The organism is Marinobacter daqiaonensis (genome assembly GCF_900115285.1).
GTDB classification, from domain to species: domain Bacteria; phylum Pseudomonadota; class Gammaproteobacteria; order Pseudomonadales; family Oleiphilaceae; genus Marinobacter; species Marinobacter daqiaonensis.
Window position 1 is genome coordinate 2,317,397 of sequence record NZ_FOYW01000001.1, and the last position, 19,520, is coordinate 2,336,916.

The window sequence follows — 19,520 nt, forward strand, 5'->3', positions numbered from 1 at the left end:
GAAGGGCCGGCTCCTGCTGTCGCCACAAGAGCGCACTGCACCTACCGTGGCACGAGTCGAAAAGCCACTAAACCGTATGAAGATACCAGAGATATTCCAGGTCCGAGATGGTCATCTCGAACTCGGTCAGTTCGTGTTCCTTACAGGCCACGAAAACATCCAGGAAGCGGCTGCCCAGATAATCCGTCATCACTTCCGACTGGCTCAGTCCCCGCAGCGCGTCCCGCAGGTTGTTCACCAGGCTGGCCTCGTGCTGCTCATGGGCGTTGCCCACGGTCATGGGAGGCGGCTCGATGCGGTTGGCGATACCGTAATGGATACCCGCCAGCACCGCCGCCATCACCAGGTAAGGATTGGCGTCGGCACCGGCCACCCGGTGTTCGATGCGCAGCGCTTCCGGGTCACCACCGGGCAGGCGCAGGGAGGTCGTGCGGTTGTCCACGCCCCAGGTGGGTGCGCTGGGCACATAGTATTCCGGGCTGAACCTGCGATAGGAATTGATGTTGGGGCAGAACAGCGCCATGGCGTCGTTCATGGTTGCGGCCAGGCCACCCACGGCCCAGCGCAGCAGGTCGTTGGGCTTCTCCGCATTGCCGGCGAAGACATTGCGGCCGGCCCTGTCCAGCATGCTCACGTGCAGATGCATGCCGCTGCCAGCCTGGCTGTGGTAGGGCTTGGCCATGAAGGTGGTGTCCATTTCATGGTCGTAGGCCACGTTCTTGATCAGGCGCTTGAGCAGGGTGGCGTGATCGCAGGAGCGCACCGCATCGTTGACGTAGTGCAGGTTCACCTCGAACTGGCCCGGCGCCGACTCCGCCACCAGGGCGTCCGCCGGCAGTTCCTGCTCATGGGCGGCATCCAGCACGTCCGCCAGGAATTCGGCGTATTCGTCCAGGTCATCAAGGGAGTAGGCCTGAGTGCCCGCCGGGCGCTTGCCGGAAATGGGGGACTTGGGCGGCTGGGGCCGGCCGGCCAGGTTCTCCTGGTCGATCAGGTAGAACTCCATCTCGTAGGCCGCCACCGGCGTCAGACCCAGCTCGTCAAAACGCCTGACAATGTTCTGAAGCACCACCCGGGGGTCGGCGAAGAAGGGCGTCTCACGGTCCAGCTCAAACATGGTCAGCATCAGCTGGGCCGTGGGTCGCTTCTGCCAGGGTTCCATGGTCAGGGTGCCGTCAATGGGCAGACAGACCCGGTCGGCCTCACCGATATCCAGGCCCAGGCCGGTCTCCTCCACGGTGGTGCCCTGGATATTAAGCGCAAAGATGGACGCCGGCAGCGCAATCCCCCGCTCGAAAACCTTCACCAGAGTCGATGGATCCACCCGTTTGCCGCGAACGATGCCATTGATGTCCGGCATCAGCAGATCGACAAACTGCAGCTCGGGGTGCGCCTGAAGGAATGCGTCGGCGCTCGCGGAACCAGAACCCATAGAAAAGCCTTTTAGTACCCGAATTCAGCCCGTAAGCGGGCCTCCGGCACAGGAGCGTGCCAGAGCACCTTTATCCCGTTTTCCGGGGCGGTTTGCAAGATACGCACATGTCGTAGGGCAGGCTGGCCGAAATCTCTGGTGTGGCCATGGCCGACATGCTAGAAATTGCGCAATTCCTGATCAGGAAGCGTTCCGCAGACCGGTCGTCCAAACGTCTGCCCTGGATTTCCCGAAGGCACGGAGTTCACTATCAGTGGTTACCCAGCACTCCCCCCGCGCCGTTGAGGCTCCCCGTCCCCTGATTGGTATCAGTGCCTGCAGCCAGCACACCGAGGGCGAGCATCCGATTTTTACCTTTGGCGAGAAGTATACCCGCGCTGTGTCCGAGGGCGCCCAGGGGATAGCCGTTGCCATCCCGGCCCTCGGCAACGGCGTGCCCCTGGATCAGCTGGTACAACGGCTGGACGGTATCCTGCTGACCGGCTCGCCTTCCAACATCGAACCCCACCACTACCGGGATGCCGGAAGTGAGCCGGGCACCGCCCACGACCCCAAGCGCGATGCGACCACCCTGCCCCTGATATGGGCGGCGGTGGCCGCCGGCGTCCCGATCCTCGGCATCTGCCGTGGGTTCCAGGAAATGAACGTGGCCCTGGGCGGCACCCTGTACCAGAAACTCCACACCACGGGTCGCTTCCAGGAACACCGGGAGAACAAGAATGCGCCCCTGGCCGAGCGTTACAGCCATGGCCACACCATTCGCATTATTCCCGGTGGCAGTCTGGCGCGGATCTGGGACAGGCCGGAACCGGTCTACGTCAACTCCCTCCATGAACAGGGCATTCGGGCTCTGGCCCCGGGTCTGCAGGTGGAAGCGGTGGCGGAGGACGGCCTGGTGGAGGCCTTCTCACTGACCGGGGCGCCCGCCTTTACCCTGGCGGTGCAATGGCACCCGGAGTGGCAGTGGCATCCGGGCCATGCAGTGGGGGAGTTTCCGTTTTACCGGGCGTTGCTGGGGGCGTTCGGGAAGGCGTGTGCAATACGGCAGCGGGCCCGTGACCGGGCCCGGGGAGCAGTAGGTGCATGACCCCGACGAGTGATAAGCCGGAGTGACGCACTGACAGACGCATGTATGCGTAGGCGATGAGTGCCTATTTCTTCGCCATGGACTCCAGCATCCGGTTCACCGCCTCAAGATGCTCCGGCTCGTTATGGCACATGCCCTGGAATACGGCGCACACATCGAGGAAGTCCTTCAGCTCCATCCGCTGGCCCATTTTCATCAGGCGCTTGGTCAGGCGGGTCGCCTTGGGCGGCTGGCTGGCAATACGCTTTGCCATCTTCATGGCGGTGGGCATCAGGTCGTCTGCCGGCACCACTTCCAGCACAACTCCCAGTTCCTTCGCTTCACCGGCCTCCACCACCCGGCCGGTGAGGGTCAGTTCGAAGGCGCGCTGGTAACCGATCAGGCGCTGCATGAACCAGGCGCCGCCATCCCCGGGAATAATACCCAGGTTGAGGAAAGTCTCGCCGAACTTCGCTTTTTCGGAGGCAATGCGGACATCAGCCATGTTGGCCAGGTCAAAACCGGCTCCGATGGCGGGGCCGTTCACCGCGGCGATGATAGGTACTTCCACTTCCTGCAGGGCGAGGGGGATCCGCTGGATGCCCTTGCGATAGCGCTCCGCGCATTCGGCCACGTCGCCGGCGAAATCGCCGCCTCGCTCGGCCATGTCACGGACGTTACCGCCGGCGCTGAAGGCGGAACCCGCCCCGGTGATCACCAGCACGGAGACATCGTTGCAGTGGTTCACCCAGTCGGCGGTGGTGACGATGTCGTCGATCAGATGGGAGCCGGTCAGGGCATTGCGCAGATCGTGGCGGTTCAGGGTGAGCACCGCGACGCGGTCTTCCAGGGTCAGCAGGGCGTCGGTGAGTTGGGGGATGTTGGCCATCATGGGCTCCTTGATTGAGGGTAACGTAGCCGGCGTGCCGGATGGGGTTTTGCGACTAGGATAAACCACGAGCTGCGCTTTATCTCCCAATACGCACAACCCCGAATCCTCCTGCTGAAAAAATCTGTAGCGCGACCCCTGTTCTCATGATAAATATCGCGCGAATACGGAAGGTTCCCCACCGCCGTTTCCAGGACAAGCCTCAAAGGAGTCTCTGGCGACTTCCCAGCCGCCCGAAGGCCACCCTCAGCAGACCTGCACAACACTGCGTGCGTCCTGCACGTTTTGCTTCCATCCCTTTTCAGTGAGGGACAACACCATGTTGAAGTTGTGTAAGCCCGCGGCGCTGGCTGCCGCTATTGCTGTGTCACTCGGTTCCACTGCTGCCCTGGCGGCGGGTGAAGTGCGTGTGTATAACTGGTCCGACTACATCGCCGAGGACACCCTGGCGAAGTTCACCGAAGAGACCGGCATCAAGGTCATCTACGACGTCTACGACAGTAACGAGATCCTGGAAGCCGCCCTGCTCTCGGGCCGTTCCGGCTATGACCTGGTGGTGCCGTCCAACCACTATGTGGCCAAGCAGATTTCCGCCGGCGCGTTCGAGCCCCTGGATCACAGCAAACTGCCGAACATGAGCAACCTGAACCCGGACCTGATGGACGACCTGGAGTCCGTGGACCCGGGCAGCAAGTACGCCATTCCCTACCTGTGGGGCACCAATGGCTACGGCTACAATGAGGCCCGCATCCAGGCCATCCTGGGTGACGACGCCCCCACCGACTCCTGGGCCCTGGTGTTCGACCCGGTGGTGACCGGCAAGCTGGCGGCCGGTGGCTGCGGCATTGCCATGCTGGATTCCGGCGAGGAGATGGTGCGTGCGGCCATGGCCTACATCGGCCTGGACCCGAACAGCAACAACGCCGAGGACATCAGGAAAGGCGGTGAGGTGATCAAGGCGGCACGTCCGAACATCACCTACTTCCATTCCTCCCGTTACATCGGTGATCTGGCCAACGGCGACCTGTGCGTGGCCGCCGGCTACTCCGGCGACATCCTGCAGGCCGCTGCCCGCGCGGAGGAAGCCGGTAACGGCAATGTCATCCTGTACACCATCCCCAAGGAAGGTGCCGCCCTGTGGTTTGACATGATGACCATTCCAGCGGGCGCCCCCAACGTGGACAACGCCCACAAGCTGATGAACTTCCTGATGAAGCCGGAGATCATCGCGGACGTGACCAACTACGTTTGGTACGCCAACCCCAACAAGCCCGCCAGCGAGTTCGTGGATCCGGAGATTCTCGGCGATACCAGCATCTACCCCACGGATGACGTGATGAAGAAGCTGTACATCATGGACAGCCGTCCCCAGGACGCCCAGCGCCTGATGACCCGCACCTGGACCAGCGTGAAGTCCGGGCGCTAGGGGTGGGCGAGAGCAACAACACCTCCGCCCAGGCGGAGGTGTTACTCAGCATCAAGGGCATTTCCAAGAGCTTTGACGGCACGCTGGCCGTAGACGACGTCAGCCTGGACATCCACCGGGGCGAGATTTTCGCCCTTCTGGGTGGCTCCGGGTCCGGCAAATCCACGTTACTGCGTATGCTGGCGGGCTTCGAGAGGCCGGATTCCGGCCGCATCCTGCTGGATGGCCAGGACATCACCGACCTGCCGCCCTACCTGCGGCCGACCAACATGATGTTCCAGTCCTATGCTCTGTTTCCCCACATGACGGTGGAGCAGAACATTGCCATGGGCCTGAAACAGGACCGGCTGCCAAAGGACGAGATCCGCGACCGGGTCGCCGCCATGCTCCGGCTGGTGAAGATGGAATCCTTTGCCAGTCGCAAGCCCCACCAGCTCTCCGGCGGACAACAGCAGCGGGTGGCCCTGGCCCGATCCCTGGCCAAGCGCCCCAAACTGCTGTTGCTGGACGAGCCCATGGGAGCCCTGGACAAGAAACTTCGCACCGAGATGCAGCTGGAACTGGTGGACATCCTGGAGAACGTGGGCGCCACCTGCCTGATGGTGACCCACGACCAGGAAGAGGCCATGACCATGGCCAGCCGCATCGCCATCATGTCCCATGGCTGGATTGCCCAGGTGGGTTCGCCTATCGACATCTACGAGAGCCCCAACAGCCGGATGACGGCGGAGTTCATCGGCTCGGTGAACATCTTCGAGGCCAGCATCCGGGAAGACCAGTCGGACAGCATTACCCTCACCAGCGACCTGCTGGATGCGCCGGTGTTTATCGACCGGGGCGTCACCACGCCCGCGGAAACCACCGACACCCTGATCGCCCTGCGCCCGGAGAAGATCTACCTCACCACGGACAGGCCGGAAGGCGAGAGCAACTGGAGCCAGGGGACCGTGGATAACATCGCCTATCTGGGTGACATCACCTCCTATTACGTGAAGCTGGCCAGCGGCAAGCGGGTGCAGGCCACCATGGCCAACATCGAACGTCGGGGCGACCGGCCCACCTGGGGGGACAGTGTGTTCGTCTCCTGGGATGCATCCAGCCCGATTCTGCTGTGGAGCTGATGCCGTGAAGCACAGGCTGATCCCGGCTCCGGTGATGGAGCGGGTGCGCGCGGTCGTGTTCCACCGCCGGGTGGTGTTCGGCATTCCCTTCCTGTGGCTGATGCTGTTCTTCCTGCTGCCTTTCGCCCTGGTGATGAAGATCAGTTTCTCCAGCGCGGTAATGGCCATACCGCCCTACGAGCCGGTAGTACGCTGGGCGGACGATACCTTCTCCATCGTGCTCAACTTCGGCAACTACCTGTTCCTGGCGTCAGACAGCCTGTACGTCGCGGCCTACTGGGGCTCGGTGAAAACCGCCTTCCTGGCCACGGTGGCGTGCCTGCTGATCGGCTATCCCATGGCCTACGCCATGGCCCGTGCACCGAAGCACTGGCAGCTGGTGTTCCTGCTGCTGGTGATGCTGCCCTCCTGGACCTCCTTCCTGATCCGGGTGTATGCCTGGATGGGCATCCTGGGAAACCAGGGGCTTCTCAACAGCCTGCTGCTCTGGCTGGGGGTGATCAACGAGCCCATCCGCATGCTCAACACCAACTTCGCGGTGGTGCTGGGCATCGCCTACGCTTACCTGCCGTTCATGGTGCTGCCCATCTACACCAACCTGGTAAAACTGGACGTGCGCCTGCTGGAGGCGGCCTCGGACCTGGGCTGTCGCAGCCTGACCACCTTCTGGCGCATCACCCTGCCCCTGTCGAAGGCCGGCATCATCGCCGGTACCATGCTGGTGTTCATTCCGGCCGTTGGTGAGTTCGTGATTCCGGAGCTGCTGGGCGGGCCGGACACCCTGATGATCGGCAAGGTGCTGTGGGAGGAGTTCTTCAGCAACCGCGACTGGCCAGTGGCTTCGGCGCTGGCCATCGTGATGCTGGCGCTGCTGCTGGTTCCCATCGTGCTGTTCCACCGTTTCCAGGCCCGGGAGATGGAAAAGCATGGGTAACTCGCGGGGCTTCAGTTTTTCCAGGGTGATGCTGGTACTGGGCCTGCTGTTCCTGTACCTGCCGATGTTCGTGCTGATCGTCTACTCGTTCAACGCCTCGCGGCTGGTGTCGGTATGGGCGGGTTTTTCCACCCACTGGTACGGTGAGTTGTTCCGGGACCAGCAGATTCTCTCGGCCGTATGGATGAGCCTGCGGATCGCCTTCTACTCTGCCAGCATGGCGGTGTGCCTGGGCACCCTGTGCGCCTTCGTGATCACCCGTTTCCGGCGCATGCGCGGGCGCACTCTGCTGTCCAGCATGATCACCGCTCCCCTCGTCATGCCGGAAGTCATCACCGGCCTGTCGCTGTTGCTGCTGTTCGTGCAGATGGCCCAGCTTATCGGCTGGCCGGTGGACCGGGGCATGGCCACCATCTGGATTGCCCACACCACCTTCTGCAGCGCCTATGTGGCGGTAGTAGTGAGCGCCCGCCTGCGGGAAGTGGACCGTTCCATCGAGGAAGCGGCCATGGACCTGGGCTGTACGCCTCTGAAAACCTTTTTCATCATCACCCTCCCGGTGATCGCCCCGGCCCTGATCTCCGGCTGGCTGCTGGCCTTCACCCTCTCCCTGGACGACCTGGTCATCGCCAGCTTCGTCTCCGGCCCCGGCGCTACCACCCTGCCCATGGTGGTGTTCTCCTCCGTGCGCATGGGGGTGTCGCCGAAGATCAACGCCCTGGCGACCATCATCATCCTGGTGGTGTCGGTGATTGCATTTATTGCCTGGTACTGGATGCAACGTGCCGAACGCAGGCAAAGAACACGGGGATAGGTCCTGCGCTATTGCAAACAGGCCAAGTACCCGCGGCCTGTTTGTATTTCTTACCGCCCGCAAAGGCAGAATTTACCGTTCCCGATACTCGCCCCCTTCCTGTGCCCGTCTTACCCGTGGCCTGGATCCTTCCTGATACGTGGCCCACGCTTTGCAGCCACACCTGAGAAAGCCAGAGCAGTATCCCGCTGCGTGGAAACGAAACCTGTTTGCCACGGTTGTAACCAACGGATAGAAGTCTGACCCATGGAAAAGACAGGACCGGCCAACCTTGAGCAGACCCTGGACCGCATCGCCAGGGCCGAGGAAAGCGACGGTGAGCAGACAACCGTCGGAGCCGTCGTGACAGAGCTTGGTCCACGCTCGTTCGGGCCCATGCTACTGCTCCCTGGGCTGATCACCCTGTTGCCCATCGGAGGGGTCCCGGGTGTTCCGACGATCATGGGACTGTTCGCAGTGCTGGTTTCAGCGCAGATGCTGTTCGGGCGCCAATGTTTCTGGCTTCCGGACTGGATGCTCAGGCGCTCCATCGCCTGGGAAAAACTGGACAAGTCCCGTCGCTGGATGCTTCCCCCCGCCCGTTTCACCGACCGCTTCATCCGACCACGCCTCACCAGATTCATGGAGGGCGTCTGGCTGTACCTGATTGCCGCACTGAGCGTGATGACCGGCCTGATGATGCCACTCATGGAGGTGGTACCTTTCTCGGCCATCAGTGCCGGCCTGGTGCTCACATTTTTCGGCCTCGGGCTGCTGGCCCGGGATGGTTTGCTGGCGCTGCTGGGGATGGCGGCCTTCGCCGGGTCAGCCTGGATTATCTATGCCGCCATGATGTAAGCCGACTGCCGCAATTCTCCGGATTCAGTTGCAGATGCATTGAACATCATCAGGTCATCCCTTGTGATGACCTGGTGGGGTCCGGTCCGGAGCCGGGATTCTTCTGGCAAGAGCTCCCCCGACTAGCCACCCCGCACCTGGCTGACGCCATAGGTGACCACGATCCAGGCCAGCACGAGAACCGGCAGGTAGCGGCCCACAAGGTACATCCGCCACTCCCACCAGCGGCTGGCGGTGCCCAGCACGGTTCGGATGCGATGGGGAGGGATAAACCAGCACAGCAGGGCGGCCCCGGTGATCCCGGAGAAGATGATCACATCGCCTCCCGCGACCCTGTCCACAACATCCAGCACCGGTTCCCCGGCAATGCGCCACTCAAGGGGAGTGAAGCTCAGGGCCGAGGCGGTCCCAAGAACCAGCATGACGACCGACACCAGGATGACAGCGGTGGTGTTGCGAAGACGGAACTCCTCGGCCACCGCAGCAACAACCACCTTCAGCCCCGCCAGTGAGGAGCTGAATGCGGCGGCAAAGAACAACCCGAAGAACAGGATGGCCAGAAGGCCGCCCCCGGGCATGTCTGCGAATACCCTGGGGAGAGTCTCAAAGGCCAGGGCCGAGCCCTGCCCCGGTTCCAGGCCATAACTGAATACGAATGGAAAGATCATCCAGCCCGCCAGGAGGGCAACACTGGTTTCCACCACGGCCACTGTGATACAGGCCCTGGGCACGTGGGTCTTGCGGGGTATGAAGCTGCCGTAGGTCACCAGGTAGCCCTGACCGATGGCGAGGGTGTAGAACGCCTGGCCAAAGGCGAATCCCCACAGGCTGCCATCCAGCAGGCGGGACCAGTCGACACGGAAGAAAAAATCCTTGGCCTCGCCCCAGCCTTCCGTCTGCGACGCCCGGTACACCAGGAAAAGCACTATCGCCAGCAGGGCCGGCATCAACAGTTTCGACAGCTTCTCGATAGCCTGGACATCACGGGCCAGCACCAGGGCACCCAGTACCGTCACTACCGCAAAGTACCACAACGAGTTGAACCCGGCGCTGAACTCCTGGAAGACCCGGACATTCCCCCGTACCGAGTCCACGGCGTACCCGAGGGTCCACCCGGTGATGACCAGGTAGTAGCTGGTGATGGCCACGGTAACCAGCACCACAAACCAGCCATAGGCGGCCCCGAAACGTCCTACCTGGCGATAGGTGCCCACCGTGCTGCCCTTGGAGAGCCGGCCCGCAGCCACCTCCAGGATCATGATGGGCATCACCACCACAACCAGGGCAATCAGGTAGGCCACCACAAAAGCTCCGCCGCCGTTTTCCCCCATGATATAAGGAAACCGCCACAGGTTGCCCAGGCCCACCGCGGCGGCCGTCATGGACGCCACAAAGGCGGGCTCGGAACTCCATTGTTTCCGGGACTCTTCGATAAACTGATGTTTACGGGACATCCGGTTTTTCCCTGGCTGGTCATTTTCAGACCATTCTAGGTTGCACAAAGCGCCTGCGCCGATCAAGATTGGGCTATAAAAACAACAGCAACCTACTTACCGAAGAATCCTGACCATGACGTCTCACAACAGCTCCACCGGTGCCACCCGAGCCGAAGACCAGAAACGGCCCGGGCGTCTGTTCTACGGCTGGTATGTGGTCGCCGCTGCCTTCGCGGTGACCTTCGTTGGTTTCGGGGCCGCCTACAGCTTCAGTGCATTCGTGGACGCCCTGCAGCAGGAGTTCAGCGCCTCCCGAGGAGAGGTGTCGCTGGTGTTTTCCATCGCCGGGTTTCTCTATTTCGGACTTGGCGTCATTACCGGGCCTCTCGCGGACCGGTTCGGGTCGCGGCCCATGGCGATTATCGGCATGGTGCTGGTGGCCACCGGGCTGGTGCTGGCGGGCTTCGCACAGAGCCTGACCCAGGTCTACCTGGCCTATGGGCTGGGTGTGGGTCTGGGCGTGGGGTTTTCCTATGTGCCTTCGGTGGGAACCGTGCAGCGCTGGTTTGCGCGCCGGCGTGGCTTTGCTTCCGGTCTGGCTGTCAGCGGAATCGGGTTCGGCACCCTCTTCATGCCGCTGCTTGCGGCCCTGCTGATCGGCACCCTGGGTTGGCGCAATGCCTATATTTCACTGGGTATCCTGTCCGCTGCCCTGGGTATCAGCATGGCCCTGCTGATCGTGAACGATCCCCGCAGCCGGGGCCTGGGTCCGGACGGCGGGCCGCCCCTGCCTCCTGCCTCAGCCGGGGGTGCCGAAGGCGCCGGACTGAAACAGGCGGTACGCAGCCGCCCCTTCCTGACCCTGTACTGTGCCGGTCTGATCGCCTCTTTCGGGCTCTTCGTGCCCTTCGTTCACCTGGTACCCTTCGCCACCGACCACGGCATGAGCCCCGGCGAAGGGGCTTTCCTGCTGGGCATGGTGGGGGTCGGCAGTACCGTGGGCCGGTTCCTGCTGGGTAATGTGGCCGACCTGATCGGGCGGCGCACGGCGCTGATCCTGGCATTCGCCGGCATGTCCACCACCCTGGTGATCTGGGCTCTGTCCACCTCGCTGATTCCCCTGGCGATCTTCGGTCTCACCTTCGGTACCTTCTATGGCGGCTTCGTCGCCCTGATGCCGGCACTGGTAATGGACTATTTCGGAGGCCGCAACGTCAGCGGCATTATCGGGGTGCTGTATACCAGTGTCGCCCTGGGTACCCTGGTGGGCCCGACGGCAGCCGGGTATGCCTATGACCTGACGCAGGATTACACCCTGGCGATCCTGGGCAGTATTGCCGTCAACCTGGTGGCGGCCCTTGCCGTGGCCACCCTACCCAGACCCGACCCGGGGAACCCCTGATCAGTCGATGAACTTCGTGATCGCCTCAAGCACCGCCTCCGGCCGTTCCCGATGGGGGACATGACCGCAGCCCTCCAGAACGACCTGTCTGGAAGGCCCGCTGACGCCTTTGGTTATGCGCTCCGGGAAGGCCAGAGAACCGTATTCGTCCTGATCACCGTGGATGGCCAGAACCGGGCAGTGCACTTCCGTCAGCACCGGCTCCAGGCTCCAGTCGGCAAAGCCCGGGGACAGCCAGGTATCGGTCCAGGCGGCCAGCACCCAGCGGGCTTTATCGCCATGGTAACGCCCGAGTCTTGAGAACTGGGCCGGGTCCTTGAACCCGCCCCCGGCCTGCCGGATACCCTCCAGGGTGCGCTGTTCCACGAAGGCCTGGGCCGCTTCGGTGATGACGACCTGGCACCCGTCCGGGTCCTGGGCGGCAATCTCCAGTGCCATGGCGCCGCCAACACTGTGGCCGAACAGGCTGTATTGGCCGAGTCCAAGGGCCCGGCACAGTTCCGGAAACACGTCCTCTGCCTCCTTCCGGATGAAGTCCCGCGAGGGTAGCTCATGCCGCGCCGACGACTGCCCGAAGCCTGGTCGGTCGTAAGCGATGACCTGACGGCCCAGGTGATCCGCCAGCCGCGATGGAAAGTCGCGCCACAGTTCAACGCAGCCCAGGGAGTCATGGAGCAGTACCAGGGGTACACCCGTAGCCGGTTCCGGTGTCCAGCTCTTTACATAAACGCGGGCACCGGCGATATCGAGGAATTGTTCACGAATAGTGGTCATGAAAGGAATCGGTCGTGTTACAGGCGGGCCCCGCGCCATCCGTTGTGCGCGGGGCCCGCTATGGGGGAATCAGTCCCCGGCTTCCGCGTCCAGCTTGTCCTGGGTACGCAGTTCAAAGTCACTGGCGTCATGACGCTCCGGCAACTGACCGGCAGGATCGCCCCACACCCGGTTTACCATGCGACCGCGCTTGACTGCGGGACGGGCTTCCATCTCCTTACTCCAACGCACCACGTTGGTGTAGGTGTGCACTTCCAGGAATTCCTGGGCATCGTAGATATTGCCGGTCACCAGCTGCCCGTACCAGGGCCAGATGGCCATGTCGGCAATGGTGTACTCGTCACCGGCAATATACCTGTGGTCGGCGAGACGCCGGTCCAGTACGTCCAGCTGGCGCTTCACTTCCATGGTGTAACGGTCGATGGGGTACTGGTACTTCTCCGGCGCGTAGGCGTAGAAATGACCAAAGCCGCCGCCGAGCATGGGCGCGCTGCCCATCTGCCAGAACAACCAGTTGAGTGTCTCGGTACGACCAACGATGTCCTTCGGCAGGAAGGCATCGAACTTTTCCGCCAGATAGAGCAGGATGGAACCTGATTCGAACAGCCGAATGGCGGGATTCTGGCTCTGATCCACCATGGCCGGAATCTTGGAATTGGGATTCACCGCCACAAACCCGCTGCCAAACTGCTCACCCTCGGTGATGCGGATGGTGTAGGCGTCGTACTCGGCACCCTCGAACCCCTTCTCCAGCAGTTCCTCCAGCAGGATGGTCACCTTGACCCCATTGGGCGTGGCCAGAGAGTAGAGCTGAAGCGGATGCTTGCCCACAGGCAACGCCTGGTCGTGGGTCGGCCCGGCTATCGGACGGTTGATGTTGGCGAAACGGCCGCCGTTGCCAGGTTCCCATTTCCAGACTTTCGGGGGAGTATAGGTATCGTCGCTCATTGGTGCACTCTCGCCTTCAGATGAATGAAAGGACTCGTCAGGAGACAACCCATACGGATGAAAGATGGGTTCGGGCCTGTGGGACATCTTGCCACCAGAGACCTCTGGACGCCAACGTATTGATCCGTTGCTACTGGTGAGCGTCAAACCGTCAGCGCCCGTCCCCTTTCACTCCCAGCCGGTCCAGATAGACATGGAGCTCTGCCTCGCTCAGGTTGACGTACTCCAGTACCCGCCCGTACAGCATGACGGTGGGCACGTTTCGCCCCTTGAGCTCCCGCTGGGTTTCATGGAGCACGTACAGGATGATGCGCTCGGTTCGGGTCAGGCCATCACGCACATCCGGGATGGTCTCCAACATGGCATCGATCTCTTCCCCTGGCACGGAAATGTCCTGAAATCCGTCACTGGTCATGGCGAAACGCACCCGTTTTCAGGAAATGCACTGTCTGGGCAATCACTTCATCGTCGTACATCATAAACGAGTGACTCGCGGGCACCTCGATAAAATCATCCATCCCCTCAAGCCGGGTATTGTCCACCGCCACCGTGCCGTCGTCCTCACCGGGTATCAGAGCGGAGAAGACCGGGTTGATGGAACCGGTCCCGGCGATGACCCCCACCTCGAGTTCGGTGGCGCCAAGGGACCGGGGCAGGGAATTCTCCCCGGTTCCCAGCTGACTGCCCGCGGGGCCGTTAAGCCACTGAAAAAGCTCGTTATCCTTGAGCTTATCCACCATCACGCTGCCTTTGTTGGGTGGGGCGAGCATGACCACCCGGCCAAACCGGATCGGCGCCCCCTCGGCACCGAGATACCGGACAATTATGGCGCCCAGGGAGTGCCCCACGAAGGCAATCGGGGTTTCCTCAGGGTCGCTGACACAGTCCTGAATCGCCGGCAGCACAAAATCCATGGCCAGTTCCCCGATCGGATGCTCCGTTGACGGATAGTCGACATTGCAGGGCCGGAAACCCGCGTCGTTCAGGGCTCTGGCCATGTCCTCCATCGACGCGTCGCTCCGGATCAGGCCGTGAAGCAGGACCACCGGTTGCCGCCCATCCCCGGTGGCGCCGGACAGTGGCAATGCGGCGATGCTCATCAGGGCGAATAGCAGAACTCTGGCTTTCAACTCGATCAGGTTCATAGGAGTGTACTGAGAACCCACACCGCAAGGACCAGCACCAGCAAGACCCCGACCAGAAACAGCCGACGCCGGGTGGGGATATGATTACTGCCCGTGTGCACCACGGCATGGGCGATGCGGCTCGCCACGAACAGCCAGGCGAGCGTGAGACTCACCCAGTCGACTGCATCCAGCACCATCAGCGACAGCGCCAGCACAAAGAACAGTACCGGAACCTCGAACTGGTTGCGGATGCAGTTGTTGATCTTGAGCACGTAGTCGGGCCAGGCGTCGTCATAGAGGCCGCGGCGGGATTCATCCACATGGCCGGCCGTCGAGGCCTTGATCTTGGCAAGGTTCAGCCGGACATAGAGCACGAGAGTAAGCGCTACCTGGGTCAGAACTGGCCATAGCATCAGCTGGTTATTCACTCTTTCTCCTTGAATGCCATCACTGCGGGACAAACTTGTGCGGCAGTTCGGGCGAACCCCGTTGGCCAACTTCCCATGACTCTAGCGAAGTTTATTGGCCAGGGCCATCTTCGCCTCTCGCAACCCTGTGATCCCGAGATCTCTCCCGCGCCTGTCGTTATAGGGTTAAGGCTTCTATGCTTGAGGGACGGACAGAACGGACCATGGGGGGAAGGTCAGCCGCCCCCGCCGACACCCATTCGACATGACTCAACCTGGAGGCGCCCTGAACATGAAGCCCGAACTTCCGATATTTACCGACCTGAAGCTGGAGAAGGACCCTGAGATACCCGCTTCCTGGGACTTCGGCGGGGGCGTGGGCCTGATACTCCTGGCACCCGAGTCACAGCGGGACGCCATCAGGCAGGGACCGTGGGGTGAGTTTCTGGAACAGCGCCTGGCCGCCTTCCCGGAAAAAGCCAATCCGGTTCACCTGTCTGGCCCCACCGGAATCCGCACGGCTGTCGCCTTTGTCGCGGACGATGTGGGCGGGTTCAAGGCGTTGACTCAGGCCCGGAAACTGATCGGGCCATTGCTGACCGAGCGCCCCGAGCAGATCAACGTGATTTCCCTGCTCGGCAATGGCGATACCGCAACGGTAATGGCAGAAGCCCTGGCGGCTGCCACCCACGCCGCCCTGTTCCAACTGCCCAAAATTACCGACACCCCCGAAGACGCGCCGACATTGCGGACCATGGTGTTTATGGGAGATTTCGACGCCGCGAATTTCCGTCACGCCGAAGCGACCGCGGAAGGTAATAACCTGGCACGCTGGCTCACCCAGCTTCCGGGCAATTACCTGACGCCCGCCATCTACCGGGATTACGCCGAGTCCCTGGCCAGAAACGAAGGCTGGGATACGGACTTCTTCGACCAGACCCGGCTTGAGGAGCTGGGTGCGGGTGCCTTTTTATCCGTAGTGGCCGCCAGCCCCAACCGGGACGCCGGCATACTTCGCCTGAGTTACCGACCCAGGGATGCGAAGGGGCAGGCCCTCGCTCTGATTGGCAAAGGTATCTGTTTCGATACCGGTGGCGCCAACCTGAAAGTGGGCGGCAGCATGCTTGGCATGCACGGGGACATGCAGGGCAGCGCCGTGGCCCTCGGCACCCTGCTCGCCCTGACGCGTCTGGAATTCGACCAGCCCGTGGACTGCTGGCTACCGCTGGCGGAAAACCACATCGGCCCCGACGCCGTTAAATGCAACGACGTCATTACCGCAATGAATGGCACCACCATCGAACTGATCAATACCGACGCCGAGGGCCGCATGGTACTGGCAGACACCCTCGCCCTGGCAAGCCGGGAAAAGCCCAGGGCGATCCTGGACTACGCCACCCTGACCGGCGCTGTTGTATCCTCCCTTGGTCAGCGCATGGGGGGCGCGATTACCAATCGTCGCCACTGGATCGAACCGATCATCCAGGCCGGTGAACGCAGCGGTGAGCGGGTCTGGCCCTTTCCTTACGAGGACGACTACGACGAAGACCTGAAATCGCAGGTTGCCGACACCCTTCAGTGCCGGACCGCAGGCGCTGGCGATCACATCTACGCGGCACGCTTTCTCGGCCGCTTTGTGGACAAGGACATCGACTGGGTCCATGTGGACATGGCATCCTCCGGTACCCATAAGGGTGGCCTCGCCCACATTCCCACAGACCTCCAGGGTTTTGGCGTGCGTTTCGGGGTGGAATGGTTTGGCACCATCACCAGGGAGTAGGAGCGTCACAGGCCGTTACGAGACAGGAGTCCGTACTGAGATGCCACAACAACGCAAGCTCAGCGTGTATTGGCTGGTTTTCTGCCTCCTGGTGCTGCCTGCAACGGCTGCGGCGGCTGACGAATTTTCAGCCCCCGGTCCGCAGGAGTCGGCCCCGGTCCGTCTGGTAACGGGGCCTCACTACCCTCCTTTGGCCGCGGACTACCTGCCCTACAACGGGCTCGGGGCTTTTCTCGTCAGACGCATCCTTGAAGCTTCGGGAAGCGAAGTGTCCGTGGACCTTCGGCCCTGGAAACGGGCCTATCGAGAGAGTCTGGCGGGGCATTACGATGCCGTCCTGCCCTACCTTGAAACGCCCTCCCGTCAGGAGGACTTCCTCTTTTCGGAACCCGTCTTCAAGGCCGACACCTACGCTTACGTATCGGCGGGGTCGGACATTCACGCCGACTCGATGACAGGACTGGAGGGGCTGACGTACTGCAATCCCCTGGGCTACGCCGACGGCGAAAAACTCGGACAGATGCGTTCGGAGGGCAAAATCACCAGACTCACGGCGCCCCATCTCAACAACTGCTTTCGCATGCTGCTGGCGGGACGGGCCGACTTCGTCAAGATCAATCACTACGTCGCACGCTACAGCCTACACCATAGCGAGCTGCCCCATAACGCCATCAGGGCACTGCCCTTTGTGGTGGAGCGGGTGTCCCTCCACCTTATGGTTCCCAGAACGCGACCCGAGGCAGAAGAACTGGTGGACGAATTCGACCGGATACGTGGCCGTATGGAAGCGTCCGGGCAACTGAATGCTCTGACCAGTTGGTATCTTGAGACCGTCGAACTTGAAGAGGAGCTCCGTTAAATAAGTTCTTTGCCGGCGGCCTTTCCGTCGTTATCGGTCTTATCGTATTAAATGCCGATGTGTTCTACTCTTTAAAAGGGCCGGTGATCATTGGATTCCGGCAGTTGGGAACAACAGACAACAGGGAGCCTGAAATGCAGACGATTCGGAACAATCTGAGATTCACCGCTTTTTTCATGGCCGTCCTGATGAGCCTGGCCACTATCTGGACTTCGCCCGCCGTGGCAAATGTGGTGGGAACGGGAGAACTCCTGAGCGAGCAGCGGGTCGAGCTGGACCGCGCCTCTCTCCTGAACATGCTTGAACAGCAGGAGGTAAAGGACAAGCTCGCAGATATGGGGGTTAGCCAGGCGGACGTGGAAAAACGCATCCAGAACCTGACGCCCGCTGAGTTGTCAGCCTTCGAACAGCAACTGGCCGAAGCGCCGGTTGGTCAGAACAGTGTGGTGGGTATTATTGTGCTCTTCCTGCTGGTGTTCGTGGTTACCGACATTCTCTGCGCAACGAACATCTATCCATTCATCAACTGCATAAGGTAACCGGCCGGGGCCATCGTAAACGTGTCATTGCCTCGCTGTTATCGTTCAACCGCAATCACCGTCAGCCTGCTGCTGATGGTGATTCTTGGCGGCTGCGCCAACCGACCACAGTGGCCCGACCAGACGTCTTCGGCAGTTTCCCCAATCGCTTCATCCCGAAGTTCCGACCTCGATCTCGACCAGAGGCTCATACTCGAGCAGGTTCCCTTTTATGCCCAGGAAAAGTATCAATGCGGGCCGGCGTCCCTTGCCATGATGCTGAACGCCCAGGGCCTCACGACGGAACCCGACCAACTCAAAGATCTGGTCTATCTCCCGGGCCGCGAAGGCAGCCTGCAGGTGGAGCTGGTAGCCGCGGGCCGAAGTCACGGCATGGTGGTCTATGAGCTCGATGGCTCACTGCAAAGCCTGCTCACCGAGGTTGCCGCCGGCCATCCGGTGATGGTCATGCAGAATCTGCGCTTCAACTGGTGGCCACAATGGCACTTCGCCGTGGTCACGGGTTTTGACCGGGAAAAGCGAAATATCATTCTTCATACCGGTACCCGCGAGCTCCATGAGGAGGCGGTGGAAGTCTTCATGGCCACCTGGAACCGTACTGAAAACTGGGCAGTGGTCATGCTTCCGCCCGGACAGCTGCCTGCCACGGCGGAGCCCATCGATTACCTGATGGCGGTCAACGACCTGGAAACCACCGGCCACTGGGACACAGCCAGCGAAGCATACAGAACCGCGGAAAGAGCCTGGCCGGACCAACCGGCGGCCATCCTGGGCCAGGGCAACATTGCCTGGCAGGCTGGCGACTGGGCGGAAGCGACCCGTCACTACCTGAGACTCACCTCAGAGTTTCCCGATCTTGCCGCCGGATGGCACAACCTTGCCCAGTCCCTCGCCAGGCAGGGCTGCGAAAGCCCGGCGCGTAACGCTGCCGAGTGTGCCTTCAGCCTGAAGCCCGACCGCTTCAGCCTGGAGATGCCCGCCATCTCGTCGGGTGTTTCGGCTGAATGCCCTTCCGTGGATTGCCCCGATACCGAAAGGCCCTGATTACTGAATTCTGTCGGGATTCATCCGGAGGCTCAAAAGGATGCCTGCCGGCCTTAACCCCGTTGATCCGATGCCGGAGCCGCCCGCCCCTGCACACCCTCAAGGCTTGAACGACCGGCATCCGTGCCGCGGCGGACAACGCTCAGGGAGCCCTCGGTCTCGATAACCACGGCTTCCACTTCCTCCATGGCCAGGACCCCTGACGACCGGATCGCTGAGCGCACCTCATCTTCCGTGACACGGGCCCGGCGCATGGATGCCGGCATGAACTCGCCCCGGTAAAGCACGAGGCCTGGTTCGCCTGTCAGCGTGCGTCGTATCCACCCCACCCGGACGCTCGACCAGGTAACCACGAGCTGGAGTCCGATCAAAAGGGCAAAGGCCATGGCACCTTCGGAAAGGCTGATGCTTTTGTTCAGCAACACGGTCGCCAGCGTCGAGCCAAGGGCCACCGTTACCACGAAGTCAAAGGCATTCAGCTTCGACAGTGTCCGTTTTCCCGAGATGCGCAGAAACACGACCAGCACGACGTAAGCAAGCACCCCCACGATCAGGATGCGTACCAGATTGGACCAGTCGTTAAAAAACATGCCTTCCATGGATTTTCCTCCTTCTTTCAGCGTCAACGGCCCCGCGTCCCGGGGTTGAGAGGACTGAGAGTCGAGGCGTGCTCTTTAACGATAGC

The 19,520-nt window shown here is 61.8% G+C and carries 20 protein-coding genes; 11 read left to right on the forward strand and 9 right to left on the reverse strand.

From position 1 onward, the window contains the following. Window positions 1–67 precede the first annotated feature (67 nt). Window positions 68–1,432 carry a glutamine synthetase family protein gene (locus tag BM346_RS10590; protein ID WP_092011949.1) on the reverse strand — a complete coding sequence of 455 codons (1,365 nt, stop codon included), beginning with the start codon at window positions 1,430–1,432 and terminating at the stop codon, window positions 68–70. A 253-nt stretch (window positions 1,433–1,685) separates the two neighbouring features. Between BM346_RS10590 and BM346_RS10595 the strand changes: the two genes are divergently transcribed. Continuing rightward, on the forward strand, window positions 1,686–2,519 hold the full coding sequence (locus BM346_RS10595; RefSeq protein WP_092011952.1) for a gamma-glutamyl-gamma-aminobutyrate hydrolase family protein: 834 nt from the start codon (window positions 1,686–1,688) through the stop codon (window positions 2,517–2,519). A gap of 64 nt (window positions 2,520–2,583) precedes the next feature. Here BM346_RS10595 and BM346_RS10600 read toward each other — a convergent pair whose 3' ends face one another. Next, complete coding sequence (locus BM346_RS10600; protein ID WP_092011955.1) at window positions 2,584–3,387, reverse strand: enoyl-CoA hydratase-related protein; 804 nt, start codon at window positions 3,385–3,387, stop codon at window positions 2,584–2,586. Between the two features lie 319 nt (window positions 3,388–3,706). Here BM346_RS10600 and BM346_RS10605 point away from each other — a divergent pair, with 319 nt between their 5' ends. From BM346_RS10605 to BM346_RS10625, 5 genes are all read left to right on the forward strand, one after another. Further along, window positions 3,707–4,813, forward strand: coding sequence for a polyamine ABC transporter substrate-binding protein (locus BM346_RS10605; protein WP_092011958.1), 1,107 nt, complete (start codon window positions 3,707–3,709; stop codon window positions 4,811–4,813). Window positions 4,814–4,815: 2 nt separating this feature from the next. Further along, complete coding sequence (gene potA / locus BM346_RS10610; protein ID WP_092011961.1) at window positions 4,816–5,934, forward strand: polyamine ABC transporter ATP-binding protein; 1,119 nt, start codon at window positions 4,816–4,818, stop codon at window positions 5,932–5,934. Window positions 5,935–5,968: 34 nt separating this feature from the next. Continuing rightward, window positions 5,969–6,868: an ABC transporter permease subunit gene (locus BM346_RS10615; protein ID WP_092013606.1), complete on the forward strand. Its 900-nt coding sequence runs from the start codon at window positions 5,969–5,971 to the stop codon at window positions 6,866–6,868. Then, on the forward strand, window positions 6,861–7,682 hold the full coding sequence (locus BM346_RS10620) for an ABC transporter permease subunit (protein WP_092011963.1): 822 nt from the start codon (window positions 6,861–6,863) through the stop codon (window positions 7,680–7,682). The genes BM346_RS10615 and BM346_RS10620 overlap by 8 nt, the downstream gene beginning before the upstream one ends. A 246-nt stretch (window positions 7,683–7,928) precedes the next feature. After that, the gene (locus BM346_RS10625; protein WP_092011966.1) at window positions 7,929–8,519 is read left to right on the forward strand and encodes an exopolysaccharide biosynthesis protein; all 591 of its coding nucleotides are present in this window, start codon (window positions 7,929–7,931) and stop codon (window positions 8,517–8,519) included. 122 nt (window positions 8,520–8,641) lie between these two features. On the opposite strand, the gene BM346_RS10630 is transcribed toward BM346_RS10625, so the two are convergent. Further along, window positions 8,642–9,973 carry a sodium-dependent transporter gene (locus BM346_RS10630; protein ID WP_092011969.1) on the reverse strand — a complete coding sequence of 444 codons (1,332 nt, stop codon included), beginning with the start codon at window positions 9,971–9,973 and terminating at the stop codon, window positions 8,642–8,644. Window positions 9,974–10,088: 115 nt separating this feature from the next. Between BM346_RS10630 and BM346_RS10635 the strand changes: the two genes are divergently transcribed. Beyond that, entirely contained in the window at window positions 10,089–11,357 is a 1,269-nt protein-coding gene (locus tag BM346_RS10635) for an MCT family MFS transporter (protein WP_092011972.1), read from the forward strand. Here BM346_RS10635 and BM346_RS10640 read toward each other — a convergent pair whose 3' ends face one another. From BM346_RS10640 to BM346_RS10660, 5 genes are all read right to left on the reverse strand, one after another. After that, the gene (locus BM346_RS10640; protein WP_092011975.1) at window positions 11,358–12,131 is read right to left on the reverse strand and encodes an alpha/beta fold hydrolase; all 774 of its coding nucleotides are present in this window, start codon (window positions 12,129–12,131) and stop codon (window positions 11,358–11,360) included. A gap of 69 nt (window positions 12,132–12,200) precedes the next feature. After that, complete coding sequence (gene yghU, locus BM346_RS10645) at window positions 12,201–13,079, reverse strand: glutathione-dependent disulfide-bond oxidoreductase (RefSeq protein WP_092011978.1); 879 nt, start codon at window positions 13,077–13,079, stop codon at window positions 12,201–12,203. A 151-nt stretch (window positions 13,080–13,230) separates the two neighbouring features. After that, a complete protein-coding gene (locus BM346_RS10650; protein ID WP_227662827.1) occupies window positions 13,231–13,494 on the reverse strand; it encodes a hypothetical protein in 264 nt (87 codons plus the stop codon). Then, on the reverse strand, window positions 13,484–14,224 hold the full coding sequence (locus BM346_RS10655) for an esterase/lipase family protein (RefSeq protein WP_206675665.1): 741 nt from the start codon (window positions 14,222–14,224) through the stop codon (window positions 13,484–13,486). Before BM346_RS10655 ends, BM346_RS10650 begins: the two co-directional genes overlap by 11 nt. Then, on the reverse strand, window positions 14,221–14,634 hold the full coding sequence (locus tag BM346_RS10660; protein ID WP_092011982.1) for an MAPEG family protein: 414 nt from the start codon (window positions 14,632–14,634) through the stop codon (window positions 14,221–14,223). Before BM346_RS10660 ends, BM346_RS10655 begins: the two co-directional genes overlap by 4 nt. Window positions 14,635–14,905: 271 nt before the next feature. Here BM346_RS10660 and BM346_RS10665 point away from each other — a divergent pair, with 271 nt between their 5' ends. The 4 genes from BM346_RS10665 to BM346_RS10680 all read left to right on the forward strand — a co-directional run bounded on the left by BM346_RS10665 (window position 14,906) and on the right by BM346_RS10680 (window position 18,835). Next, window positions 14,906–16,393, forward strand: coding sequence for a M17 family metallopeptidase (locus BM346_RS10665; protein WP_167812597.1), 1,488 nt, complete (start codon window positions 14,906–14,908; stop codon window positions 16,391–16,393). A gap of 40 nt (window positions 16,394–16,433) precedes the next feature. Beyond that, window positions 16,434–17,252 (forward strand): substrate-binding periplasmic protein, encoded by an 819-nt coding sequence (locus BM346_RS10670; protein WP_167812596.1) that lies wholly within the window; start codon window positions 16,434–16,436, stop codon window positions 17,250–17,252. Window positions 17,253–17,386: 134 nt separating this feature from the next. Beyond that, window positions 17,387–17,791 (forward strand): PA2779 family protein, encoded by a 405-nt coding sequence (locus tag BM346_RS10675; protein WP_092011990.1) that lies wholly within the window; start codon window positions 17,387–17,389, stop codon window positions 17,789–17,791. A 21-nt stretch (window positions 17,792–17,812) separates the two neighbouring features. Further along, complete coding sequence (locus BM346_RS10680) at window positions 17,813–18,835, forward strand: PA2778 family cysteine peptidase (protein ID WP_227662826.1); 1,023 nt, start codon at window positions 17,813–17,815, stop codon at window positions 18,833–18,835. Window positions 18,836–18,888: 53 nt separating this feature from the next. Here BM346_RS10680 and BM346_RS10685 read toward each other — a convergent pair whose 3' ends face one another. Continuing rightward, window positions 18,889–19,434: a DUF421 domain-containing protein gene (locus BM346_RS10685; RefSeq protein WP_092011993.1), complete on the reverse strand. Its 546-nt coding sequence runs from the start codon at window positions 19,432–19,434 to the stop codon at window positions 18,889–18,891. Window positions 19,435–19,520: the final 86 nt, after the last annotated feature.